This window comes from Enterobacter sp. CPE_E890 (assembly GCF_046521475.1).
Classification (GTDB): domain Bacteria; phylum Pseudomonadota; class Gammaproteobacteria; order Enterobacterales; family Enterobacteriaceae; genus Enterobacter; species Enterobacter adelaidei.
The window spans coordinates 148,980-171,742 of record NZ_JBKFZW010000001.1 but is presented as its reverse complement, the minus strand read 5'-3'; the positions used below and the strand labels follow the sequence as shown (position 1 = coordinate 171,742).

The 22,763-nt window shown below is 53.9% G+C and carries 22 protein-coding genes; 10 read left to right on the top strand and 12 right to left on the bottom strand.

The window, feature by feature from the left end; genetic code table 11:
• Positions 1-91 precede the first annotated feature (91 nt).
• Both ACLHV9_RS00855 and trmL read left to right on the top strand, forming a co-directional pair.
• On the top strand, positions 92-1,432 hold the full coding sequence (locus ACLHV9_RS00855; protein WP_108089329.1) for an MFS transporter: 1,341 nt from the start codon (positions 92-94) through the stop codon (positions 1,430-1,432).
• A 45-nt stretch (positions 1,433-1,477) separates the two neighbouring features.
• Positions 1,478-1,951 carry a tRNA (uridine(34)/cytosine(34)/5-carboxymethylaminomethyluridine(34)-2'-O)-methyltransferase TrmL gene (gene trmL, locus ACLHV9_RS00850; RefSeq protein ID WP_028017880.1) on the top strand — a complete coding sequence of 158 codons (474 nt, stop codon included), beginning with the start codon at positions 1,478-1,480 and terminating at the stop codon, positions 1,949-1,951.
• Here trmL and cysE read toward each other — a convergent pair.
• From cysE to ACLHV9_RS00825, 5 genes are all read right to left on the bottom strand, one after another.
• Positions 1,948-2,769 carry a serine O-acetyltransferase gene (gene cysE, locus ACLHV9_RS00845; RefSeq protein ID WP_008502718.1) on the bottom strand — a complete coding sequence of 274 codons (822 nt, stop codon included), beginning with the start codon at positions 2,767-2,769 and terminating at the stop codon, positions 1,948-1,950. The genes trmL and cysE overlap by 4 nt on opposite strands.
• A 76-nt stretch (positions 2,770-2,845) precedes the next feature.
• Positions 2,846-3,865 carry an NAD(P)H-dependent glycerol-3-phosphate dehydrogenase gene (gpsA, locus tag ACLHV9_RS00840; RefSeq protein WP_049006966.1) on the bottom strand — a complete coding sequence of 340 codons (1,020 nt, stop codon included), beginning with the start codon at positions 3,863-3,865 and terminating at the stop codon, positions 2,846-2,848.
• Positions 3,865-4,332: a protein-export chaperone SecB gene (gene secB / locus ACLHV9_RS00835; protein WP_003860835.1), complete on the bottom strand. Its 468-nt coding sequence runs from the start codon at positions 4,330-4,332 to the stop codon at positions 3,865-3,867. The genes gpsA and secB overlap by 1 nt, the downstream gene beginning before the upstream one ends.
• 32 nt (positions 4,333-4,364) lie before the next feature.
• Complete coding sequence (gene grxC / locus ACLHV9_RS00830; protein ID WP_014068373.1) at positions 4,365-4,616, bottom strand: glutaredoxin 3; 252 nt, start codon at positions 4,614-4,616, stop codon at positions 4,365-4,367.
• 11 nt (positions 4,617-4,627) lie between these two features.
• Positions 4,628-5,059, bottom strand: a complete 432-nt coding sequence (locus ACLHV9_RS00825) for a rhodanese-like domain-containing protein (RefSeq protein WP_028017878.1) — start codon at positions 5,057-5,059, stop codon at positions 4,628-4,630.
• A gap of 248 nt (positions 5,060-5,307) precedes the next feature.
• Between ACLHV9_RS00825 and gpmM the strand changes: the two genes are divergently transcribed.
• The 3 genes from gpmM to ACLHV9_RS00810 are packed head-to-tail and all read left to right on the top strand — an operon-like array spanning position 5,308 to position 9,081.
• Complete coding sequence (gene gpmM / locus ACLHV9_RS00820) at positions 5,308-6,852, top strand: 2,3-bisphosphoglycerate-independent phosphoglycerate mutase (protein ID WP_108089328.1); 1,545 nt, start codon at positions 5,308-5,310, stop codon at positions 6,850-6,852.
• Positions 6,853-6,885: 33 nt separating this feature from the next.
• Complete coding sequence (gene envC / locus ACLHV9_RS00815; protein WP_240739585.1) at positions 6,886-8,145, top strand: murein hydrolase activator EnvC; 1,260 nt, start codon at positions 6,886-6,888, stop codon at positions 8,143-8,145.
• 3 nt (positions 8,146-8,148) lie between these two features.
• Positions 8,149-9,081: a divergent polysaccharide deacetylase family protein gene (locus ACLHV9_RS00810; protein ID WP_049006975.1), complete on the top strand. Its 933-nt coding sequence runs from the start codon at positions 8,149-8,151 to the stop codon at positions 9,079-9,081.
• 36 nt (positions 9,082-9,117) lie between these two features.
• Here the strand turns inward: ACLHV9_RS00810 and ACLHV9_RS00805 are convergent, their stop codons facing one another.
• The 6 genes from ACLHV9_RS00805 to kbl form a co-directional block, all read right to left on the bottom strand.
• Positions 9,118-10,029 carry a capsular polysaccharide synthesis protein gene (locus ACLHV9_RS00805; RefSeq protein ID WP_256124988.1) on the bottom strand — a complete coding sequence of 304 codons (912 nt, stop codon included), beginning with the start codon at positions 10,027-10,029 and terminating at the stop codon, positions 9,118-9,120.
• Positions 10,030-10,036: 7 nt separating this feature from the next.
• On the bottom strand, positions 10,037-10,927 hold the full coding sequence (locus tag ACLHV9_RS00800) for a glycosyltransferase (RefSeq protein ID WP_229255536.1): 891 nt from the start codon (positions 10,925-10,927) through the stop codon (positions 10,037-10,039).
• 38 nt (positions 10,928-10,965) lie between these two features.
• On the bottom strand, positions 10,966-12,222 hold the full coding sequence (locus ACLHV9_RS00795) for an O-antigen ligase family protein (protein ID WP_028017872.1): 1,257 nt from the start codon (positions 12,220-12,222) through the stop codon (positions 10,966-10,968).
• A 67-nt stretch (positions 12,223-12,289) separates the two neighbouring features.
• Positions 12,290-13,870: a sulfatase-like hydrolase/transferase gene (locus tag ACLHV9_RS00790; protein WP_407220055.1), complete on the bottom strand. Its 1,581-nt coding sequence runs from the start codon at positions 13,868-13,870 to the stop codon at positions 12,290-12,292.
• Between the two features lie 176 nt (positions 13,871-14,046).
• Entirely contained in the window at positions 14,047-15,072 is a 1,026-nt protein-coding gene (tdh, locus tag ACLHV9_RS00785; protein ID WP_028017870.1) for an L-threonine 3-dehydrogenase, read from the bottom strand.
• 9 nt (positions 15,073-15,081) lie between these two features.
• The gene (gene kbl / locus ACLHV9_RS00780) at positions 15,082-16,278 is read right to left on the bottom strand and encodes a glycine C-acetyltransferase (protein ID WP_128348858.1); all 1,197 of its coding nucleotides are present in this window, start codon (positions 16,276-16,278) and stop codon (positions 15,082-15,084) included.
• A gap of 214 nt (positions 16,279-16,492) precedes the next feature.
• Here kbl and rfaD point away from each other — a divergent pair, with 214 nt between their 5' ends.
• The 5 genes from rfaD to ACLHV9_RS00755 are packed head-to-tail and all read left to right on the top strand — an operon-like array spanning position 16,493 to position 21,673.
• Entirely contained in the window at positions 16,493-17,425 is a 933-nt protein-coding gene (gene rfaD, locus ACLHV9_RS00775; RefSeq protein WP_008502707.1) for an ADP-glyceromanno-heptose 6-epimerase, read from the top strand.
• A 9-nt stretch (positions 17,426-17,434) separates the two neighbouring features.
• The gene (gene rfaF / locus ACLHV9_RS00770) at positions 17,435-18,481 is read left to right on the top strand and encodes an ADP-heptose--LPS heptosyltransferase RfaF (protein ID WP_028017867.1); all 1,047 of its coding nucleotides are present in this window, start codon (positions 17,435-17,437) and stop codon (positions 18,479-18,481) included.
• 3 nt (positions 18,482-18,484) lie between these two features.
• Positions 18,485-19,471, top strand: coding sequence for a lipopolysaccharide heptosyltransferase RfaC (gene rfaC, locus ACLHV9_RS00765; protein ID WP_208595151.1), 987 nt, complete (start codon positions 18,485-18,487; stop codon positions 19,469-19,471).
• Positions 19,464-20,567 carry a putative lipopolysaccharide heptosyltransferase III gene (gene rfaQ / locus ACLHV9_RS00760; RefSeq protein ID WP_208595152.1) on the top strand — a complete coding sequence of 368 codons (1,104 nt, stop codon included), beginning with the start codon at positions 19,464-19,466 and terminating at the stop codon, positions 20,565-20,567. The genes rfaC and rfaQ overlap by 8 nt, the downstream gene beginning before the upstream one ends.
• On the top strand, positions 20,564-21,673 hold the full coding sequence (locus ACLHV9_RS00755) for a glycosyltransferase family 4 protein (protein ID WP_407220054.1): 1,110 nt from the start codon (positions 20,564-20,566) through the stop codon (positions 21,671-21,673). The genes rfaQ and ACLHV9_RS00755 overlap by 4 nt, the downstream gene beginning before the upstream one ends.
• Here the strand turns inward: ACLHV9_RS00755 and ACLHV9_RS00750 are convergent.
• On the bottom strand, positions 21,652-22,755 hold the full coding sequence (locus ACLHV9_RS00750; protein WP_407220053.1) for a glycosyltransferase family 4 protein: 1,104 nt from the start codon (positions 22,753-22,755) through the stop codon (positions 21,652-21,654). The two genes, ACLHV9_RS00755 and ACLHV9_RS00750, sit on opposite strands and share 22 nt — an antisense overlap.
• Positions 22,756-22,763 lie beyond the last annotated feature (8 nt).

Below are 22,763 nucleotides of genomic sequence, written 5' to 3'. Positions count from 1 at the left end.
ATAAGAAAATTTGACATCAACCTGCCGCGCGCAATTGTATAGACAAGCAAATACAAGAACACAAAAACAACATCACATCAGAGGGGAGCGTATGACATATTCAGGTAAGGTGGATATTCAGCAGGTGATCGATGAGAGTCCCTTTTCAGGGTTTCACTGGCTTCTTATCGTGCTGGGCTTTCTGGTTCTGGCGATCGATGGTTTTGATACGGCGGCGATGGGTTACATCGCGCCTACGCTGTCGGCAGAATGGGGGATACACAAACAGGATCTGGGGCCGGTGCTGAGCGCAGCGCTGCTGGGGCTGTCGTTGGGGGCACTTATCGCCGGTCCGGTATCGGACCGGATGGGACGCAAACGCGTACTGGTCTTTTCGTGTCTGTTCTTCGGTCTTGCGAGCCTGGGAACGGCCTGGGCGCAAAGTCTGAATACGCTCACGCTGTGGCGCTTTCTGACGGGTCTGGGCCTCGGCGCTGCAATGCCCAATGCCATCACGCTGATCTCCGAGTTTGCCCCCCAGCGCTGCCGCGCCATGGCGATTAACACCATGTACTGCGGCTTCCCTCTGGGTGCGGCTGGCGGCGGCGCGATCTCTTCCTGGCTTATCCCCCACCACGGCTGGCGAAGCGTGCTGCTGACCGGCGCGATTGCTCCGCTGATTTTAACGCTGCTGCTGGCGCTGCTTTTACCGGAGTCAGTGAAGTTTCTGGTTCAGCGCGGGAAAGACGTCATGCAGATCCGCCGTATCGCCAGCCGATTCGCCCGCAGCACGCTGGAGAGTGCCACGGGCTTTTTCCTGGCGGAGGAGAAAGTCGTGTCTAAAAAAGGGAGCGTGGCGCAGTTGTTTTCTATGCCCTGGCTGCCCGGTACCCTGATGCTGTGGGTGACCTATTTTATGGGGCTGGTTATTTACTACGTCCTGCTGAGCTGGATGCCGACGCTGATGCAGGGGATGGGTTATGCTCTGGCGGAATCCGCCTGGCTCACCTCGCTGTTCACCTTCGGCGGTACCGCAGGCATTCTGCTCGCGGGCTGGATGATGGACCGCTGGGAAGCGCACAAGGTGGTCGCAGGGGGATTTGTCCTGACAATGGTACTGATCCTGTTACTCGGCCTTGAGCATAACCATATCGCCCTGTTTGGCGGACTCATTTTCCTGATGGGGATCGCAATGAACGGTGCGCAATCTGGCATGCAGACCCTGGCCGCTACCTTTTACCCTACCGAGTGCCGCGCGACAGGTATCGCCTGGATGCAGGGCATCGGCCGCTTTGGCGGCGTGGCGGGAACCATGACCAGCGCCCAGCTTCTTTCCATGCAGTGGCAGGCAGACAGTATTTTAATGATCCTCAGCGTACCCGCCCTGGTGGCCGCTGCGGCAACCGTCTACAAAATGCTGTATAGCCGCTCGCAGGAACCCGGCGTCGCGTAGTTCCTCTCTTTTCTGCTATTCTGCCCCCGCAATTAAGGGGGCAGCATGCTTAACATCGTTTTATTCGAACCAGAAATCCCGCCGAATACCGGCAATATCATCCGCTTGTGTGCGAACACCGGTTTTCGCCTGCATATCATTGAGCCAATGGGTTTTACGTGGGACGACAAACGTCTGCGGCGCGCGGGGCTGGATTATCATGAATTTACTGCCGTGGTGCGTCATCATGATTACGCCGCGTTTCTGGAAAGCGAAAAGCCACAGCGTATGTTCGCCCTGACCACGAAAGGGACGCCTGCACACAGCGCGGTGAGCTATCAGGAAGGGGATTATCTGATGTTTGGCCCGGAAACCCGTGGCCTGCCCGCAATCATCCTGGACGCCCTGCCCGCAGAGCAAAAAATCCGTATTCCAATGATGCCGGACAGCCGCAGCATGAACCTGTCAAATGCGGTGTCAGTGGTTGTGTATGAAGCATGGCGCCAGTTGGGATACCCGGGCGCCATTCTCAGAAGTTAAATACCGTCCCCATACTCGAAAGTATGGTGGATACCGTTGAAGTGCTGATCCATATCCATTGACGGTTTATCGCTGTCTGGCTTGCCGACAATACGTGCCGGTACGCCAGCGGCGGTGGTGTGCGGCGGAACTGGCTGAAGCACGACTGAACCCGCACCAATCTTCGCCCCGCGCCCTACTTCGATATTCCCGAGGATCTTGGCACCTGCGCCAATCATCACCCCTTCACGGATCTTCGGGTGACGATCGCCGCTGGTTTTGCCCGTACCGCCCAGCGTGACCGATTGCAGAATAGAGACGTCATCTTCAATCACCGCCGTTTCACCGACAACAATGCCGGTGGCATGGTCGAGCATAATCCCACGGCCAATTTTCGCCGCCGGGTGGATATCAACCTGAAAGGTTACAGACACCTGGTTTTGCAGGAAGATGGCCAGCGCGCGGCGGCCTTCGTTCCACAGCCAGTGACCAATGCGGTAGGCCTGAAGCGCATGGAAGCCTTTCAGGTACAGCAGCGGTGTAGAGTATTTATCGACAGCCGGGTCACGCGTGCGCACAGCCTGGATATCACAGGCGGCAGAGGCGATCATTTCCGGATCTGCGGCGTAGGCCTCTTCTACCACTTCGCGAATGGCGATGGCAGGCATAATTGAGGAGGCCAGTTTGTTGGCAAGCATATAGCTCAGGGCGCTGCCGAGGTTTTCGTGCTTGAGTAGCGTCGCGTGGTAGAAACTGGCCAGCATAGGCTCGCAGTCGGCCAACGCCCGGGCTTCGGCTTTAATATTGTTCCAGACGATATCCAGTTCTTCACACGGCATTGCTTACTCCAGACGTAATAGTACGATCGGCCAGTCTCTGCTGGCCGTATCGTTGGGTGACAACGGTTCCCTGCGACTAGTTGCTGCTGCGCTCGTCCTTGCGCGCACGACCTAATAAGGTCAATGCTGCCTCGCGCGCATTTTTTCCGCAATACAATACCTGATAAATTTCCTCGGTTATTGGCATTTCAACGCCAAACCGATGGGCAAGTTCGCGCACTTCTTTGGTATTGCGGTAACCTTCAACCACCTGACCAATCTTCTCCTGCGCGCCTTTTACATCGCTGCCCTGTCCGAGCATCATGCCAAAGCGGCGGTTACGCGACTGGTTGTCGGTACAGGTCAGCACCAGGTCGCCCAGACCTGCCATCCCCATAAAGGTCGCCGGATCGGCACCCAGTGCCGCTCCCAGACGGGACATTTCTGTCAAACCACGGGTGATCAACGCCGTACGTGCGTTGGCGCCAAAACCAATGCCGTCTGACATCCCGGCACCAATCGCAATCACGTTCTTCACCGCACCGCCCAGCTGCACGCCGATAAAATCGGGGTTGCTGTAGACGCGGAAGCTCTTGCCGCAGTGCAGCAGCTGTTGAAGATCGTCGGAGAAGGCCTGATCGGTTGAAGCCAGCGAAATCGCTGTTGGCAGGCCAGCAGCCAGCTCTTTGGCAAAGGTCGGGCCGGAGATGACCGCCAGCGGAATAGTATCGCCCAGCGCTTCGCGGGCAACGTCCTGCAGCAGACGCCCGGTTTCGGCTTCCAGTCCTTTCGTCGCCCATACAATACGTGCATCCGGACGCATCAGCGGCTTGATCTGGCGCAGCACTTCGCCAAAGACATGGCTTGGCACCACAATCAGAATGTTGCGGCTGGCTGCCAGTGCGGTCGCAAGATCGCTTTCCAGGTGCAGGGTGTCTGGGAACGGAACGTCAGGGAGAAACGCCACGTTGCAGCGGTCATGTTGCAACGTCGCGATATGTTTTGGATCGTGGCCCCACAGGACCACATCGTGACCATTTCTTGCCAGTGTGATGGCAAGAGCGGTGCCGTATGAGCCGGCACCGATCACAGTCATTGACGCATTAACAGTGCTCATCAGGCATCCTGATGTTGTTCAGCACCTTCGCCAGCTTGCTGCTGCAGATAGTTCATGAACAGCGCATCAAAGTTTACTGGCGCAAGGTTCAGTTGCGGGAATGTACCGCGAGAAACCAGGCTGGTGATGCATTCACGCGCATACGGGAACAGGATGTTCGGGCAGTATGCACCCAGGCAATGCGCCATCTGGTTGCCTTCAATGCCGCCGATGGAGAAGATGCCGCCCTGCTGTACTTCACACAGGAAAGCCGTTTCTTCGCCCAGAGAAGCGGTAACAGTCACACGCAGTACGACTTCATACACATCATCCGCCAGTTGGGTGGATGCGGTATCAAGATCAAGTTTAACCTCTGGCTGCCAATCTTTCTGGAAAACGTGTGGCGCATTTGGCGCTTCGAAAGAGACATCCTTGGTGTAGATGCGCTGGATCTGGAAAGTCATTTCGGTGTTGTTTTGTTCTGACATGGAAAAACCCTTTTTAATTGTCCTAAAGTCTCTTAGCGCAGCAGGGGATCGAGTCCACCACGTGCGTCGAGCGCATACAAGTCATCACAGCCGCCAATGTGCTGCGCATCAATAAAAATCTGCGGAACCGTCGTGCGACCACTACGTTGAATCATCTCTTCGCGTTTTGTCGCGTCACCGTCGATTGGCAATTCCTGGAACGTGACGCCTTTGCTGTTAAGCAGTGCTTTCGCACGATGGCAGAACGGACAGGTTGCTTTGGTGTAGATCTCAATATTGGCCATCACTGAACTCCTTATTTACCGCGAACCAAAGGAAGATTTTCCCCGCTCCAGCCGGAAATACCTTCTTTCAGTACCGTTACGTTTTCGAAACCTGCTTTGTGCAGTGCGTTAGCCGATTCCTGCGCCTGCATGCCAGTACCATCCACGACGATAATTGGCTGGGCTTTATGCTTTTCCAGCTCACCAACGTTGTTCGCTTTGATTTCAGCAGGCAGCAAGTTGATAGAACCTGCGATGTGGCCTTTGCGGAAATCATCACGCTGACGGAGATCGACAACTACAGCGTCTTCTTTGTTGATCAGGCGCGTGGCTTCACCACGGGTGATCACCTTAATTTTAGACGTCAGCCCTTTAAAGGTAGTGAACAGCACAGCGGCCAGCAGGCCAATCCACGCGATGCTCAGAACCGGGTGGCGGCTAACAAATTGCATAATTTCTTGCATGGGGGGTAACAACTCCCGACTAAGTGATTAAAAAAACCAGGACAGGAGTATACCTGTGCGTTGTGGCAAATACAGCCAGCGACATTAAGCTAATCCATTTTCTGCGGCATGCCACGAAAAAAAAGCCTCAAAATGACCAGAGAAGCGCCTTACCCCTACGCATTCTTTGATCTTCTGCGGCTATTTGATCGATTCAGCTGTAGTAAAATTACGCAAATTTTTCGTCTCTTGAGCATGAGGTTGTCGCAATGTCGGTTTCTAAAAAACCTATGGTACTGGTGATTCTGGATGGCTATGGCTACCGTGAAGATCAACAGGATAACGCCATTTTCAACGCCAAAACCCCGGTCATGGATGCACTGTGGGCAAAACGTCCCCATACCCTGATTGACGCATCCGGCCTGGAAGTCGGTCTGCCGGATCGCCAGATGGGTAACTCCGAAGTGGGTCACGTGAACCTGGGCGCGGGCCGTATCGTGTATCAGGATCTGACCCGCCTGGACGTTGAAATCAAAGAACGTACCTTCTTCTCCAACCCTGTTCTGTCTGGCGCGGTAGATAAAGCCGTGGCTGCAGGCAAAGCCGTTCACGTCATGGGCCTGCTCTCTGCTGGCGGCGTTCACAGCCACGAAGATCACATCATGGCGATGGTTGAACTGGCCGCTGAGCGCGGTGCGGAAAAAATCTATCTGCACGCCTTCCTGGACGGTCGCGATACGCCACCACGCAGCGCAAAAGGCTCTCTGCAAGCCTTCGAAGAGAAATTCGCCGCGCTGGGTAAAGGCCGCGTAGCGTCCATCATTGGTCGTTACTATGCCATGGACCGCGACAATCGCTGGGATCGCGTTGAACAGGCCTATGACCTGATGACCCTGGCGAAAGGTGAATTCCAGTTCGCCACCGCTGTTGAGGGTCTGGAAGCCGCTTACGCGCGTGATGAAAACGACGAATTCGTGAAAGCGACCGTCATTCGTGCTGAAGGCCAGGCTGATGCCGCCATGGAAGATGGCGACGCGCTGATCTTCATGAACTTCCGTGCTGACCGCGCGCGTGAAATCACCCGTGCGTTCGTTAACAGCGATTTCGACGGTTTTGCCCGTAAGAAAGTGGTCAACCTCGATTTCATCCAGCTAACTGAATATGCGGCAGACATCAAAGCCCCATGCGCATATCCACCAGCCTCACTGGCCAATACCTTTGGTGAGTGGATGGCGAAGAACGACAAAACGCAGCTGCGTATTTCCGAAACTGAAAAATATGCACACGTAACCTTCTTCTTTAACGGCGGCGTTGAAGAGCCGTTCAAAGGCGAAGACCGTATTCTGATCAACTCGCCGAAAGTGGCCACCTACGATCTGCAGCCAGAAATGAGCTCTGCGGAACTGACCGAAAAACTGGTTGCGGCCATCGAGAGCGGCAAGTACGACACCATCATCTGTAACTACCCAAATGGCGATATGGTTGGCCATACCGGGGTCATGGAAGCGGCGGTAAAAGCAGTTGAAGCGCTGGATCACTGTGTTGATCAGGTCGCGAAAGCCGTTGAATCTGTTGGTGGTCAGCTCCTGATCACCGCTGACCACGGTAACGCTGAACAGATGCGCGACCCGGCAACCGGCCAGGCGCACACCGCCCATACCAACCTGCCTGTTCCACTGATTTATGTCGGTGATAAAGCCCTGAAAGCAGTTGAAGGCGGCAAGCTTTCTGACATCGCGCCAACCATGTTGTCGCTGATGGGTATGCCGATCCCTGAAGAGATGACTGGTAAGCCGCTGTTCATCGTGGAATAATCGCTCCCCATGAGGGGAAAGGCGATTTTTTCAATCACATGGGTCGTGAAGCCGCTTAGGTTATCAGTCAGACCTCTGTTTTACGCCAGCGCACTCAGCGCTGGCGTATTGCTGTGCGCTGCATCCGCCCACGCGGATGACCGCGACCAGCTCAAATCTATTCAGGCCGATATCGCCGCCAAAGAGCGTGCGGTACGTCAGCAACAACAGCAACGCTCCGCACTGCTCGCCCAGCTTAAACAGCAGGAAGAGGCGATCTCCGCCGCCACGCGTAAACTCCGTGAAACGCAAAACACCCTCGCCCAGTTGAATAAGCAAATCGACGAGATGAACGCGTCGATTGCCAAACTGGAACGTCAGCGTGATGCGCAGGAACGCAACCTTGCGGCGCAGCTTGATGCCGCATTCCGCCAGGGTGAGCACACCGGCCTTCAGCTAATCCTCAGCGGTGAAGAGAGCCAGCGTGGTCAGCGCCTGCAGGCCTACTTTGGCTACCTGAACCAGGCGCGTCAGGAGACTATCGCGCAGTTGAAACAGACGCGCGAAGAGGTCACCACGCAAAAAGCCGAGCTGGAAGAAAAGCAGAGCCAGCAGCAGACGCTGCTCTACGATCAGCAGGCCCAGCAGGCAAAACTCGAGCAGGCACGTAACGAGCGTAAGAAAACGCTTTCTGGCCTTGAGTCCTCCATTCAGGAAGGGCAGAGCCAGTTGAGCGAAATGCGTGCCAACGAATCAAAACTGCGCAACAGCATCGCCCGTGCAGAAGCCGCAGCGAAAGCACGCGCTGACAAAGAGGCCCGCGAGGCGCAGGCCGTTCGCGACAAACAGCAGGAAGCATCCCGCAAAGGGACAACCTACAAACCAAGCGAAAGCGAACGTTCCCTGATGTCGCGAACCGGTGGTTTGGGCTCTCCTCGCGGCCAGGCGTACTGGCCCGTACGTGGTTCAATTCTGCATCGTTATGGCGAACAGCTGCAGGGTGAGCTACGTTGGAAAGGGATAGTTATCGGTGCGTCTGAAGGTAGCGAAGTGAAAGCCATTGCCGATGGCCGCGTGATTCTGGCCGACTGGCTGCAGGGTTACGGGCTGGTAGTGGTGGTCGAACACGGTAAAGGTGATATGAGTCTTTACGGCTACAACCAGAGCGCACTGGTCAGCGTCGGCACGCAGGTGCGCGCCGGCCAACCCATCGCCCTTGTGGGCAGCAGTGGCGGTCAGGGCCGCCCGTCACTCTATTTCGAAATTCGTCGCCAGGGTCAGGCGGTCAATCCACAGCCGTGGTTGGGAAGATAAGTTTTGCTTCAATTTCGTCGAATTGTTTTCTCCGTCGCCAGCGCACTGGCGCTGGCTGCACCGGTATACGCCGGTAAACTCGCCATTGTGATTGATGACTTCGGTTATCGTCCGCAAACTGAAAACCAGGTGCTGGCCATGCCGTCAGCCATCTCTGTTGCCGTCCTCCCCAATGCGCCTCACGCGCGCGAAATGGCGACCAAAGCCCATAACAGTGGACATCAGGTTCTCATCCATCTGCCGATGGCACCGCTCAGCAAGCAGCCACTGGAAAAAGATACCCTGCGCCCGGATATGAGCAGCGATGAGATCGAGCGCATCATCCGCGACGCCTACAACAAAGTGCCGTATGCCGTAGGGCTGAACAACCACATGGGCAGCGCGATGACATCGAGCCTGTATGGGATGCTCAAGGTGATGCAGGCGCTGGAGCGCTATAACCTCTACTTCCTCGATAGCATGACGATTGGCAACAGCCAGGCGATGCGCGCCGCTCAGGGAACGGGTGTGAAGGTGATTAAGCGCAAGGTATTCCTGGATGATACGCAAAACGAAGCGGACATTCGCGTCCAGTTCAATCGTGCCGTGCAGTTGGCAAGACGCAATGGCTCAGCTATTGCTATCGGTCACCCGCATCCGTCTACCGTCCGTGTTCTGCAACAGATGCTGCCGACATTACCGTCTGACATCACGCTGGTACGCCCGAGCGACCTGCTGAATGAACCGCAGGTGGACACCTCTACACCGAATTCGGCCCAGCCCGCTCCGACAGCTCCACGTAATCCTTTCCGCGGCGTGAAGAGTTGCAAACCAAAACAGCCGCCAGCGCCGGTCTACGCGACCCGCTTCTTCTCGGTGATTGGCGAAAGCATTGGAGAAAGCACGCTGGTGAAATACGTTCAGCAGCAATGGCAGGGATGGGGTAAGAAATCCTGATAACAAAAAGCCACCTGTAAGGGTGGCTTTTTGTTATTACAGACGGAAGGTATCGTCGAGGATCTGGCTGTACAGCGTCGGCTTACCGTTATCCGCAGTACGATACTGTTCCTTGTGTGAGAGTTTATAGATACCCACAGGATCGCGATTCAGTGTCTCTACTGCCGCAGCATCAGGTGCGGCAGAGATAAACTGGCGAATCAAAAAGCGATTATTTCCCGTCACCGGCTGTGCATTCATGAGCTCGCGAAACTGAGGATAACGTTCGCGTGCATACAAGAAGCTGTAATCAATTAAGAAATATTCGAGCAGGATATCGTGATGTTGCCAGTAGCGATAAAGGATATCCCTGACCAGTTTCACCAGGGTATTGCCCTTTTGTGAGGCAAGAAAATAAGCCGTCCAGAATCCCTGGCTTGTCGCATTTTCACCCGAGTCAAAACGCAGCGATGAGAAGCTATTTTCATAGAAAGACTCAGGCACGGCTTTCGTCATAAAGACGGTGGCATCCATCCAGATCCCACCGTACTGATACAGTAAAGAGCAGCGAACAATATCGGAATACTGCGCTTTGCTGATAAGCCCGGCCTGATATTTGGCTTCAATGTGTTCCGGTAATGAGAGGTAGTCAGGAATATTGTCATCCGTCAGGATGACAACCTGAGCGTCTGGCGTATTTCGTTGCACGGATTCGATGCAACGTTTAACCAGCTCTGGCGCGCTTTCCAGCCCCTGAAACCAGCAGACCCAGATGATACGCGACTGTGCAGGTTCAGTGTTACTCGCGGATTCCGGCTGAATTTTCAGCGCATCAATAACGTCAAACAGCGTCTCTTTCTTCTTCTGCTCAAAATGCTCAGCCGCACGCTGGAAAAGAGATAAACCGGTTTTCTTGTGCCAGCGCCGTGTTTTTTTGATGAGTTTATTGATTAGATTGAGATTCATCATTCCGCCCTTATGCGCCCCTGAACATCTCTTTTAATGTCCGGCGCAGCAGTTTCATTCTCAGCTTGGCATCTTTTTTACGCCCGCGTAATAAACAGTTCATGCGAGAAGATTTAAAGCCACGGAAAGACATCAGCTGGAACAGGTTGTTGCTTTTGGTTTCATCGGACATATGCTCACGATATTTAAAATAGAGCTTCCGGTAAGCATTATATTTTTTAATTTGCGAGGTAATTCGGTTACTGCCGTGCTCAGCATCCACCATGGCAGTGCTAAAACTGTATTTAATACCAGGACCATATTTCAGGATTAATTTAATCCAGACATCGCGATCCTGCTGTTGTTTAATCTCAGGGGAAAAACCACCCACACCTGACAGTTTCTCTTTTGTTGTTAGTACCTGATTACCCACCACGTTTTCACAGAGGATATCCTGTAAACCAATTATTCTTTTATCGTTGGTATCTGGATAGGTGCGGTGAGTTTTGTCCAGTCTGGCAGGCGTATCCGTGACAAAGGCATAGTTTTCATCGTAGCGCGAAACCAGCTTTGATAAACGCTCAGGGAGGAAATAGTCGTCGTCATCCAGACCGGTGACAAACACGCCGTGCGAGAGTGCGTAACCCCGGTTGCGGCTGAAATTGGAACCGCTGTTCTTCTCATTACGTTCGTAGGTGAAATGCACGAAGCGCGCCTCACACTCCGCGCGCATACGCTCAATAAGTTGCGCGGTTTTTTCATTAGAACAGTCATCAACAATAACCAGTTCTACCGCAGGATATGTCTGAGCAATAACTGAACGAATTGCGCGTTCCAGCAACTCCTCTCTGTTGTAAGTAGTGATGATTACTGAAATCAGTTCGTTCATGGCGCGCTCGTCTGGTAAAAGATATTTCTCCATCGGGAGAATACCTTTTTCCCGATGGAGAATCAAAATGATTACTTAATGACCGTTCGATGTTTGTTTTGTTCCAGGAAAACGATCGACATTATAAGTGTCAGCATCCAGGCTACAGGTGTTGTTTTAGAATAGAACATTACGCCGCCCACTCCAAACATAACTATCGAAACAAGGAAAGCGAAAAGAATAATACTTTTACGTTTACACAGTGCATACCAGCCAAGCGATATTACAAACAGGATATAAAGAATAACGCCAGAAGGGCCTTTTACAGAGAGTGTTTCAACGATTTCATTATGAAGATGACCACGGATGTAATCCAATGCACCTGACAAGCTTGGATCCTTTTTTATTTCTTCCCGGATTATGGTGTTCCGCTCATCTGTAGACTGCCACAAATAATTATTTTTAGATGCTATCAGTCCCGACTTCCACATAACGAAACGGGCACCAACCGAAGTGACACTGTTTGCTTTATCATAGGAAACAATGTCGCTGTTAAAGTCGTTATAACGCTGAATCAGGTTGTCTTTCATCATAAATGCGCCAGCCAACAATGCGATCAGGAAAACAGAAACCCCCTTCCACGGAATATGCTTTTCCTTGTACAGCTTCACCACCAGCAAACCGAAGAAAATAATCGGATAGGTCAGAATGGCGGCACGCGTTTCTGTCGCCACCAGTATCAGGAAGGTAATAAAAAAGTGTCCGAGGATAAAAAACTCTTTCCATCTGCTTGAACTGTGTTGCAGGACCAGAATCGTGTAGAACGAGATAAATGCGATGGTGTAGGCAGCCCCTGTCGCATCCGCACCGCCGGCAAGGGAAAGCGTTACCCTTTGGTTTTCAAGAAACAGATGTTGATATCCTGCGTAGACCACAATCATCAATTGCAATGCGATGACCAGTAACATATGGATCTTATTGCAGCCTACTTTGAGCTGATTACGGTTTACAAACACAAAAATGGAGAAAGCCCCAAACAGGCAGATTTTCCCGACTTCAAGGTAAGCGCGATACGAGTTGATCGCTTCGCTATCAACCTTATACATCCGGTACCAGATCAGATCGCAAACCCCGATGATCAGCAGAACCAGACAAAGCCAGAATGCATCATTCTTTCTGAAGTTTTTAATATCCAACAAGAAAATCACTAATGCGGTTATACCCGCCAGCCCCAAAATTTTCGCGGATAAATTAGGTGAAACCACGACGCAACCAAAAGCAAACGCGCACAGTCCGAAGAGTAATTGCAACAATGCAAACTGGACCTTATCTCGTTCTACATTAATCATCATCATTCCATTTACTAAAAGTAAAGCAGGCTAGCACACCGCTAAAAACAAGTTTATCGCACCAGTGTTAACGAATATTACGCCAGTCATAGGACTTCCCGGTTGTGTCCAGCACGGTAACATCCTTATTGTAACCCGCAAGCCAGGACTGTACCGTCTGAACAGGCTCTCCATGACGGTGGATCCCAAGCCACAGTTCAGCAAGCGTATTAACGTCATCAGCAGACCAAACAGTATTGTAATCTCCGGTATACTTTTTATCCGAATCAACCTGTTGTCCATACCAGATAAACGCCGGGATATGCAGAGCTTCTCGCGGAGGATTAACGTTGCCATGGGAGTAAGCCACAGCGCGCTTCGGATCGCGAATCAGGCCATGATCGGAGAAATACATGACCGAAGAGCGCGAGTTTTCCAGCAAGCTAAACACCTTGCCCATCAACTTATCCGTATAGCGCACCGAGTTGTCATAACAATCATCGGCTTCATTATCACCGTGTAACACCGCCTCACTGGCCGGGAAACGTCGACAGGAAGGCTCATGGCTCCCATATAAATGCAGGACGACCAGTTTTTTGCCCGGTGTTTTAAGCGCATTCTGCAACAGAGGCAGCAGGTCTTCATCGTAGCCGCCATCAATCCATTCATGCTGTCTGGTGTTCATGGCAATTCCGGTGATGACGTTGTTATGCGCCCCACCCTTGCCCTGACGACTAAACCAGTAAGTATCATATCCCGCCTTATTCGCGATATTGATGACGTTATCGCCATATTTTTTCGGATCGCGCGCATTCACGGCATCAGCGGTCAACGCCAGTGGCACGGCCATAATTGTAACCGGTGCTGGCGTCACAGCATTACGGAACAGTAAAAGCTGCGATTTTTGCTTCTCCAGCTCCGGTGTAGTATCTCGTTGATAACCATAGATACCCATATTTGCCGTACGCTCGGACTCGCCAATGATCAGCACATAATTTTCGATGCCGGTTTCGGTTAGCGCGATCTTATAATCAGGGATGTTGTTACCGATGTTGGCGACTACTGCATTATCTTCAATCGCCTGCATGAAAACTTTTGCCGTGCTAACAGGCGTCGCCTGAACCACACGCTGCGCCAGACTTTCAACACTGCTTTTCCGGAGCTGGTGCTGTAACGCCTGACCATAAAAAGACAGCAGCGTGACGACAAGCACGATGGCTGGCCAGCGACGAAAACGCGGTGCGACAGGCCACATGCCGGTATTGGCGGCATAAATAAATAATGCAGACAGGGCAATAAAGGTCAGACAATCGCGCCAGTACAAGCCGAGCATCGAACTTGCTTCACCTGGTGTCGTGTTGAGTACGCTCAGCGCAAACCCATAGCTAAACGCTGAATTGAAATTATTCCATGCGTATAACTGTAAAGTAATATCTGCCGCAACCGGAATTAATAAAATAATCGCCAGTACATTTCTGATTAATTTATTGTTTATACATTTCAGTGTCAGCAATATCAGTGCAAAAACCAGCGTACGGTTAATCACCGCATTATATTTGGCATGGATAATATTAACGCCAATGACTATTAGCAGCGAAATTACCACCGTTAAAAAAGCGGCAAGCCGTGGAGGGGTGTTAACCAACTTCTGCGAAAACAATGTGGACATAATAGCCTGATTAGCCTGGCAAAATCTTTCCTGACGTAATCATTATGACTGCAAGAATGAACGCGCGGAGAAGACTCTGTGGAGAAAAATTCGCCAGAAGTTAACAAGTAACCCCTGGAAAGTCAAACCGCTAAAAAGTGTAAGGGCACCCGTAAAAACGGGTGCCTGAGGGCAGGTTAATCCCAGCTCAGGATAACTTTCCCGGACTGGCCTGAACGCATTGCGTCAAAGCCCTGCTGGAATTCATCAATGGAGAAACGATGAGTGATAATTGGCGACAGATCCAGGCCAGACTGGATCAGTGCAGCCATCTTGTACCAGGTCTCAAACATCTCACGGCCATAGATGCCTTTGATGAACAGCCCTTTGAAGATAACCTTGTTCCAGTCGATAGACATGTCTGACGGTGGAATACCCAGCATGGCAATACGACCACCGTGGTTCATGGTATCCAGCATGGTGCGAAACGCCGGTGGCGCGCCGGACATCTCCAGGCCTACGTCGAAGCCTTCGGTCATGCCCAGCTCTTCCATTACGTCGCTCAGGCTCTCTTTAGAGACATCTACCGCGCGGGTCACGCCCATTTTGCGTGCCAGTGACAGACGGTATTCATTCACGTCGGTAATCACGACATTTCGCGCACCAACGTGCTTCGCCACCGCTGCCGCCATAATCCCGATTGGGCCTGCGCCGGAAACCAGCACATCTTCACCGACCAGGTCAAATGAAAGCGCCGTGTGTACCGCGTTGCCGAACGGGTCGAAGATGGAGGCCAGATCGTCAGAGATATTATCCGGGATTTTGAACGCGTTAAACGCCGGGATCACCAGGTATTCCGCGAAGCAGCCCGGACGGTTTACGCCCACGCCAATGGTATTACGACACAGGTGCGTACGCCCACCGCGGCAGTTACGGCAGTGACCGCAGGTAATATGGCCTTCACCGGAGACGCGGTCGCCAATTTTGAAGCCTTTTACTTCCTGGCCGATACCCACCACTTCGCCGACATATTCGTGACCCACCACCATCGGTACCGGAATGGTTTTCTGCGACCACTGGTCCCAGTTGTAGATGTGAACGTCAGTACCGCAGATAGCCGTTTTACGAATTTTGATCAGCAGATCGTTATGACCGACTTCCGGCTCCGGCACGTCGGTCATCCAAATCCCTTCTTCCGCTTTCAGTTTGGATAACGCTTTCATCACACGTCCTCAGGCAATTACGCCCAGCTGTTTTCCGATGCGGGTAAAGGCTTCCACCGCACGTTCAATTTGTTCAGGCGTATGCGCCGCAGACATCTGGGTGCGGATACGCGCCTGACCTTTTGGCACCACCGGGAAGAAGAACCCGGTGACGTAAATCCCTTCTTTTTGCAGTTCGCGGGCAAAGTTTTGTGCGACTACCGCATCACCCAGCATGACCGGGATGATGGCGTGGTCAGCACCGGCCAGGGTAAAGCCTGCGGCACTCATTTTTTCACGGAACAGACGGGCGTTGGACCACAGACGGTCACGCAGCGCCGCCCCAGACTCCACCATCTCCAGCACTTTGATAGAGGCAGAAACAATGGCTGGTGCCAGGGAGTTGGAGAACAGATACGGACGGGAGCGTTGACGCAGCCACTCAACCACCTCTTTACGCGCAGCGGTATAGCCACCAGACGCACCGCCCAGTGCTTTACCGAGCGTACCGGTGATGATGTCCACACGCCCCATCACGTCACAGTATTCGTGGGAACCACGACCATTCTCGCCGACAAAACCGACCGCGTGAGAGTCATCAACCATCACCAGCGCATCATATTTATCCGCCAGATCGCACACGCCTTTCAGGTTGGCAATCACGCCGTCCATGGAGAACACGCCGTCGGTGGCGATCAGCACGTGGCGAGCGCCCGCTTCACGCGCTTCTTTCAGGCGCGCTTCCAGCTCAACCATGTCGTTGTTGGCGTAACGGAAACGCTTCGCTTTGCACAGACGAACGCCGTCAATAATGGAAGCATGGTTCAGTGCGTCGGAGATAATCGCATCTTCTGCGCCGAGCAGGGTCTCGAACAGACCGCCGTTGGCGTCGAAGCAGGAGGAGTACAGAATGGCGTCTTCCATTCCGAGGAAACTCGCCAGCTTTTTCTCAAGCTGCTTATGGCTGTCCTGGGTACCGCAGATAAAGCGGACGGAAGCCATGCCGAAACCGTGGGTGTCCATGCCGTTTTTCGCAGCGGCAATCAGCTCAGGGTGATTCGCAAGACCTAAGTAGTTGTTCGCACAAAAGTTGATCACATGGCTGCCATCGGCAACGGTGATGTCCGCCTGCTGAGCAGACGTGATAATACGCTCTTCCTTGAACAACCCTTCTGCACGTGCAGTTTCGAGGTCGCTATTTAACTGTTTGTAAAAATCACCACGCATTGCAATTCTCCAGACTCGGCAAATTTCGGGACATATTACCCAAACCTATAGTTCATGACGAGATGACACATTATCTCTTCTCGTTTTTGCAGCATAAATCACGTGTACCCTTGCGCTATGTCGGTGAATGGCTGAAGGGCAGCCATACTAATGATATGATAAGCACATTAGCGTCCGGGATTGTCCCCGGCCCCCACACTTCAAAGGTACAGTTATGATCATCGTTACCGGCGGCGCAGGCTTTATCGGCAGCAATATTGTTAAGGCTCTCAACGACAAAGGCATCACCGACATCCTGGTGGTTGACAACCTGAAAGATGGCACCAAGTTCGTCAACCTGGTGGATCTGAACATCGCTGACTATATGGATAAAGAAGACTTCCTTATCCAGATTATGGCAGGTGAAGAGTTCGGCGAAATCGAAGCAATCTTCCACGAAGGTGCATGCTCTTCCACCACCGAGTGGGACGGCAAGTACATGATGGACAACAACTATCAGTACTCTAAAGAGATCCTTCACTACTGCCTGGAGCGTGAAATTCCGTTCCTGTATGCCTCTTCAGCAGCAACCTATGGCGGTCGTACGTCAGACTTCATCGAATCCCGCGAATATGAGCAGCCGCTGAACGTCTACGGTTACTCTAAGTTCCTGTTCGACGAATACGTCCGTCAGGTTCTGCCTGAAGCGAATTCCCAGATTGTGGGCTTCCGCTATTTCAACGTGTACGGGCCGCGCGAAGGGCACAAAGGCAGCATGGCAAGCGTCGCGTTTCATCTGAACACCCAACTGAATAATGGTGAAAGTCCGAAATTGTTCGAAGGCAGCGACGGCTTTAAGCGTGACTTCGTCTACGTAGGCGACGTTGCCGCAGTGAATCTGTGGTTCTGGGAAAACGGCGTGTCTGGCATCTTTAACCTGGGTACGGGCCGCGCGGAATCCTTCCAGGCTGTTGCAGACGCGACCCTGGCGTACCACAAAAAAGGCAGCATTGAGTACATTCCGTTCCCGGATAAACTGAAAGGCCGCTATCAGGCGTTCACTCAGGCTGATCTGACCAACCTGCGCGCAGCAGGTTATGACAAGCCGTTCAAGACCGTTGCGGAAGGCGTAACGGAATATATGGCCTGGCTGAACCGCGACGCGTAAGAAACAAGCATGAAGATACTGGTGATCGGCCCGTCATGGGTGGGCGACATGATGATGTCGCAAAGTCTCTATCGCACGCTCAAGGCGCGCTATCCCCAGGCGATAATCGACGTGATGGCACCTGCATGGTGCCGTCCGTTGTTATCGCGTATGCCGGAAGTTAACGAGGCGATCCCAATGCCGCTCGGCCACGGGGCGCTGGAAATCGGCGAACGCCGCAAGCTCGGCCACAGCCTGCGCGAGAAGCGTTACGATCGCGCTTACGTGCTGCCCAACTCCTTCAAATCTGCCCTGGTGCCTTTCTTTGCAGGCGTGCCTCATCGTACAGGCTGGCGCGGTGAAATGCGTTACGGTCTGCTGAACGACGCCCGCGTGCTGGATAAAGAGGCCTGGCCGCTGATGGTAGAGCGCTATGTCGCGCTGGCCTACGACAAAGGCGTGATGCGCAGCGCGAAAGATCTGCCGCAGCCGCTGCTGTGGCCGCAGTTGCAGGTTAACGATGGCGAAAAATCCCAGACCTGCAACGCATTTGGCATTTCGGCCGAACGTCCGATGATCGGCTTCTGCCCTGGCGCAGAGTTCGGCCCGGCAAAACGCTGGCCGCACTATCACTATGCGGAGCTGGCAAAACAGCTGATTGACGAAGGCTATCAGATTGTCCTGTTCGGTTCGGCAAAAGATCACGACGCCGGTAACGAAATCCTTGCCACGCTGAGCACAGAACAGCAGGCCTGGTGCCGCAACCTGGCCGGGGAAACCCAGCTGGAGCAAGCGGTTATTCTGATTGCCGCCTGTAAAGCCGTGGTCACTAATGATTCCGGTCTGATGCACGTCGCCGCGGCGCTAAACCGCCCATTGGTTGCGCTGTATGGCCCAAGCAGCCCGGACTTTACCCCGCCGCTGTCCCACAAAGCGCGTGTTATTCGCCTGATCACCGGCTACCACAAAGTGCGTAAAGGCGATGCGGCGGAAGGCTATCACCAGAGCCTGATCGACATTACGCCAGAGCGCGTGCTGGAAGAGCTCAACGAACTGCTGTTGAGCGAAGAAGGATAACGGATGCGGGTATTGATCGTTAAAACCTCTTCGATGGGCGATGTTCTGCATACGCTGCCGTCGCTGACGGATGCCATGCAGGCCATTCCCGGCATTCGTTTTGACTGGGTGGTGGAAGAAGGCTTCGCGCAGATCCCCACCTGGCATGAAGCGGTCGACCGTGTGATCCCGGTGGCTATCCGCCGCTGGCGTAAGGCGTGGTTCTCGGCACCGATTAAAGCCGAACGCAAAGCGTTTCGTGATGCGGTGCAGGCTCAGCAGTACGATGCCATTATCGACGCACAAGGGCTGGTCAAAAGCGCTGCGCTGGTAACACGACTGGCACACGGCGTAAAGCACGGCATGGACTGGCACAGCGCCCGTGAACCGCTGGCGAGCCTGTTCTATAACCGTCGCCACGCTATCGCTAAGCAGCAGCACGCGGTGGAACGCACCCGTGAACTGTTTGCCAAAAGCCTGGGCTATACAAAACCTGAAGTGCAGGGTGATTACGCCATTTCACAGCATTTTCTTCACAATTCACGGCAAAATAGCTCCCCTTATCTCATTTTCCTCCATGCCACTACCCGGGATGACAAACACTGGCCGGAAACCCACTGGCGTGAGCTGATTGGTTTACTGGGCACAGCAGGTTTGCGCATCAAACTGCCGTGGGGGGCACCGCATGAAGAAGCGCGCGCCAGACGCCTGGCGGAAGGATTTGATTATGTGGACGTCTTGCCACGCATGAAGCTCGACGGCGTGGCACAAGAGCTGGCGGGTGCTACGGCAGTGGTATCGGTTGATACTGGCCTGAGCCACCTGACGGCCGCGCTGGATAGACCTAATATTACGCTTTACGGCCCAACGGACCCGGGTCTTATCGGCGGCTACGGAAAAAATCAACATATCTGCCGCCCGGAACATTCATCGCAGCTGAGCGACCTTAGTGCCGCTGCGGTATTTGCACAATTAGAGCCTTTGCTGGCAGCAGAGAGAGCCTATGTCTGATTTTTTCTCAGCGGAGCGCCCACCGAAGCGCGTGCTGATCATTAAGCTGCGTCACCACGGTGACGTGCTGCTTACCTCACCGGTCTTTACCGTACTGAAAAAGAACTGGCCAAACGTTGAAGTCGACGCGCTGGTCTACGACGACACGCAGGCGATGTTGACCAGCCATCCGCATATCGATCAGGTACATACCATTGGTCGCAACTGGCGCAAAAAGGGCTGGTTCGAGCAATTCCGTCTGTATCGCGCCCTGGTCAATACGCTGAAAGGGCGTCAGTACGATGTGCTGATTAACCTGACCGAACACTGGCACGGCGCGCGTCTGGCGCGTCGACTGAAGCCACGCGTCTCCGTCGGCTTTAAGCCGGATAAACGCGGTGGGCTGGCACGTCGTCGCTGGGTGAAATCCTTCACCACGCTCTACCCGGCGATTCAGGACAACAGCCGTCATATGGTGGAAGTGAACCTGGACGCCCTGCGCCGGATCGGGATCCACCCGCAGTCTGCTGAAGACAAACATACCCTGTTTGTACCGGGCGATGCGGCGGAAACCTCCGTCGCTGAGAAACTGGCCGGGTTTGGCCTGGAGAGTAAATCCTACATCCTGGTGCACCCGACGTCGCGCTGGATGTTTAAGGCCTGGGATATCAAAAAGCTGGCAGCAACCATCGATAACCTGGCGGCTCGCGGCCTGCCGATTATCCTCTCAGCCGCGCCGTCGAAAGAAGAAACCGCGTATATGGATGAGCTGCGCGCTGCGCTTACCCAGCCGGTGTTTGATTTGAGCGGACAGCTGAACCTGAAAGAGCTCGGCGCCCTGATGAAACACGCGCGTATCTACTTCGGCGTTGACTCTATGCCGATGCACCTCGCGAGTGCCGTGGGGACCCCAACCGTGGCTATCTTTGGCCCAACCGGGGCAATCAAGTGGGCACCGTGGGGGGTGAATTATCGTGTGATCACCGCCGGATTTACCTGCCAGCCTTGCGGCAAAGCGGGTTGCGGTGACGGTGGCGTTTCCGACTGCATCACCGCCATTACCCCGCAACAGGTGCTGAGCGCCATTGATACCCTGCTGCTGGAATATCCGGCATGAAACTGGCGATCGTCCGACAGACCTACAACCCCAACGGCGGTGCGGAGCGTTTCGTTTCCCGCGCCTTAAACGTGCTGGCCCAGGATACCACCCTGGATGTCACGTTGATTGCCCGCCAGTGGGAAGATGCGTCAGGCTGGAAAACGCTGACGGTAAATCCGCCGTTTCGTAACCGTATCGCCCGTGAATCTGGGTTTGCGGTGGAAGCGGCCTCGCATTTTGCTCAGTTCGATATTGTGCAAAGTCATGAGCGTATTCCCGGGGCAACTATTTTCCGCGCAGGCGACGGCGTACACGCCACCTGGCTTGAACAGTATGGCCGCATTCTGTCGCCGCTGGCGCGCTGGGCGCAGTCATTCAGCCGTTACCACCGCTATATTTTGCAGGCTGAAGCGCAGATGTTTACCCATCCGCAACTGCGCAAGGTGATCTGTAACTCAAAGATGGTACGCGATGACATCGCCCGCCGCTTCGCGCTGACGGATGACAAACTGACCGTTATCTACAACGGCGTGGATACGGCGCATTTCAGCCCGAATGTCCGCTCGTTATCGCAGCGTACTGCGCTCGGCATCCCGGAGGATGCGCCAGTGCTGGCGTATGTCGGGTCCGGTTTCAGTCGTAAAGGTGTTGCGACCGCGCTGCGTGCCATCGTGCCTCATCCTGACGTTTGGCTACTGATTGCCGGACGAGATAAACACGCGCGCAAATTCGAAAAGCTGGCACAGACGCTGGGAGTTTCTTCGCGGGTGAAGTTCCTGGGGCCGGTTGCGGATGTGCGGGAAGTTTACGGTACGGCGGACGCACTTATTCTGCCGACGCTCTACGATCCGTTCCCGAATGTCTGCGTGGAAGCGCTGGCCTGCGGTCTGCCGCTGCTCACCAGCCACGGCTGCGGCGCGGCAGAGTGGATAACTGAAGGACAGAACGGCTGGGTGCGTGATGCGCTGGACAGTGAAGGCTACCAGCAGGCTATCGCCCAGTGGCTGAAAGGCCGTGACCAGGGCGTTGATTATTCAGCGGCGGCGCGCGCAACAGCTGAACCCTACACCCTGGACAGAATGGCAAAAGAGCTACAGGCGCTTTATCGCGATCTGCTGCGCTGAGCCGCTTCAGAGAAGACTTTCTCCATCGCGTCCAGCATACATTCGCGAGTAAAGTGGGTGCTCAGGTAATCATAACCCTGCTGCGCCAGCTTCTCGCGAAGGGATGCGTCGTCATACAGCTTAATGATGGCATCGTGCAGCGCATTTTCATCACGCTGTGCGACCAGAATCCCCGTCTGGCCATCAATCACCGCATCACCCGTCCCGCCGGCATCGGTCGCGATGGTGGCAATGCGAGATGCCAGCGATTGCAGGACGCCCTGGGGTACACCTTCCATATCGTGCGAAGGGCTTAGCGCAATATCAAACGCCGGGAACCAGCTCTCCGGATCGCTTTGATGCCCCGCCATCACTACACGCTGCTGTAATCCCAACGCGACAATTTCCTGTTCCAGCGTCGCTTTATGTGAACCTTCACCGACGATCGCCAGCTTAATCTGCGGATTGTCGATTTTCGCCAGGGCGCGCAGCAGTACGCTATGGCCTTTGTTCGGACGCAGATGCGACACCACACCCAGCCAGAAATCCTCCTGCGACAAACCACAATGCGCACGGGCTTCGTACTTATCTCCCGGGCGGAAACGCTGCGTATCCACACCGCTCGGCACCGACGTACTCTGGGACATCGGGACACCAATATTCGCCACCTGATGACGCAGCGCTTCGCCGGTCGTGACGATATGCGCACAGGCTTTACGGAACAGCCAGCGCGTCGTCCAGTTGTTACGCGGTACACCTGAAGCATGGCGGGTACGGACCAGTGGCACAGGATTAGAGAGCGTCAGATTCGCCAGTGCCACCAGCCAGGTATCCGCCGAGTTATGGCTATTGATGACATCAATAGACTGGCGGTTATCCTTCAGCCAGCGGCGCAGCAACTGCAGGTTTTTAAGGTTCTTACGTTTCAACGGCATCGTGACAACCGTCAACCCAGCATCACGCGCCAGCGTATGCAGCGGTGCAGTTTCCGGGCAAAGAAGGGTCACCTGATGGCCACGCTGAATCATCCCGAGCGATTCGTTAATAATGCGCAGAGGCTGTCCGCCTTTGCCGCCGTCTGCTTCAGTGTGAACAATATGCATACATTTCC

What these genes read in the sequence shown, in the direction of transcription:
- ACLHV9_RS00750 (WP_407220053.1), bottom strand. Translation starts at nt 22,755, where the DNA reads ATGCATATTGTTCACACTGAAGCAGACGGCGGCAAAGGCGGACAGCCT.
- ACLHV9_RS00805 (WP_256124988.1), bottom strand. Translation starts at nt 10,029, where the DNA reads ATGATGAATCTCAATCTAATCAATAAACTCATCAAAAAAACACGGCGC.
- gpsA (WP_049006966.1), bottom strand. Translation starts at nt 3,865, where the DNA reads ATGAGCACTGTTAATGCGTCAATGACTGTGATCGGTGCCGGCTCATAC.
- trmL (WP_028017880.1), top strand. Translation starts at nt 1,478, where the DNA reads ATGCTTAACATCGTTTTATTCGAACCAGAAATCCCGCCGAATACCGGC.
- ACLHV9_RS00825 (WP_028017878.1), bottom strand. Translation starts at nt 5,059, where the DNA reads ATGCAAGAAATTATGCAATTTGTTAGCCGCCACCCGGTTCTGAGCATC.
- ACLHV9_RS00855 (WP_108089329.1), top strand. Translation starts at nt 92, where the DNA reads ATGACATATTCAGGTAAGGTGGATATTCAGCAGGTGATCGATGAGAGT.
- rfaF (WP_028017867.1), top strand. Translation starts at nt 17,435, where the DNA reads ATGAAGATACTGGTGATCGGCCCGTCATGGGTGGGCGACATGATGATG.
- kbl (WP_128348858.1), bottom strand. Translation starts at nt 16,278, where the DNA reads ATGCGTGGTGATTTTTACAAACAGTTAAATAGCGACCTCGAAACTGCA.
- ACLHV9_RS00790 (WP_407220055.1), bottom strand. Translation starts at nt 13,870, where the DNA reads ATGTCCACATTGTTTTCGCAGAAGTTGGTTAACACCCCTCCACGGCTT.
- ACLHV9_RS00755 (WP_407220054.1), top strand. Translation starts at nt 20,564, where the DNA reads ATGAAACTGGCGATCGTCCGACAGACCTACAACCCCAACGGCGGTGCG.
- grxC (WP_014068373.1), bottom strand. Translation starts at nt 4,616, where the DNA reads ATGGCCAATATTGAGATCTACACCAAAGCAACCTGTCCGTTCTGCCAT.
- rfaD (WP_008502707.1), top strand. Translation starts at nt 16,493, where the DNA reads ATGATCATCGTTACCGGCGGCGCAGGCTTTATCGGCAGCAATATTGTT.
- rfaQ (WP_208595152.1), top strand. Translation starts at nt 19,464, where the DNA reads ATGTCTGATTTTTTCTCAGCGGAGCGCCCACCGAAGCGCGTGCTGATC.
- tdh (WP_028017870.1), bottom strand. Translation starts at nt 15,072, where the DNA reads ATGAAAGCGTTATCCAAACTGAAAGCGGAAGAAGGGATTTGGATGACC.
- cysE (WP_008502718.1), bottom strand. Translation starts at nt 2,769, where the DNA reads ATGCCGTGTGAAGAACTGGATATCGTCTGGAACAATATTAAAGCCGAA.
- ACLHV9_RS00800 (WP_229255536.1), bottom strand. Translation starts at nt 10,927, where the DNA reads ATGGAGAAATATCTTTTACCAGACGAGCGCGCCATGAACGAACTGATT.
- gpmM (WP_108089328.1), top strand. Translation starts at nt 5,308, where the DNA reads ATGTCGGTTTCTAAAAAACCTATGGTACTGGTGATTCTGGATGGCTAT.
- ACLHV9_RS00795 (WP_028017872.1), bottom strand. Translation starts at nt 12,222, where the DNA reads ATGATTAATGTAGAACGAGATAAGGTCCAGTTTGCATTGTTGCAATTA.
- rfaC (WP_208595151.1), top strand. Translation starts at nt 18,485, where the DNA reads ATGCGGGTATTGATCGTTAAAACCTCTTCGATGGGCGATGTTCTGCAT.
- secB (WP_003860835.1), bottom strand. Translation starts at nt 4,332, where the DNA reads ATGTCAGAACAAAACAACACCGAAATGACTTTCCAGATCCAGCGCATC.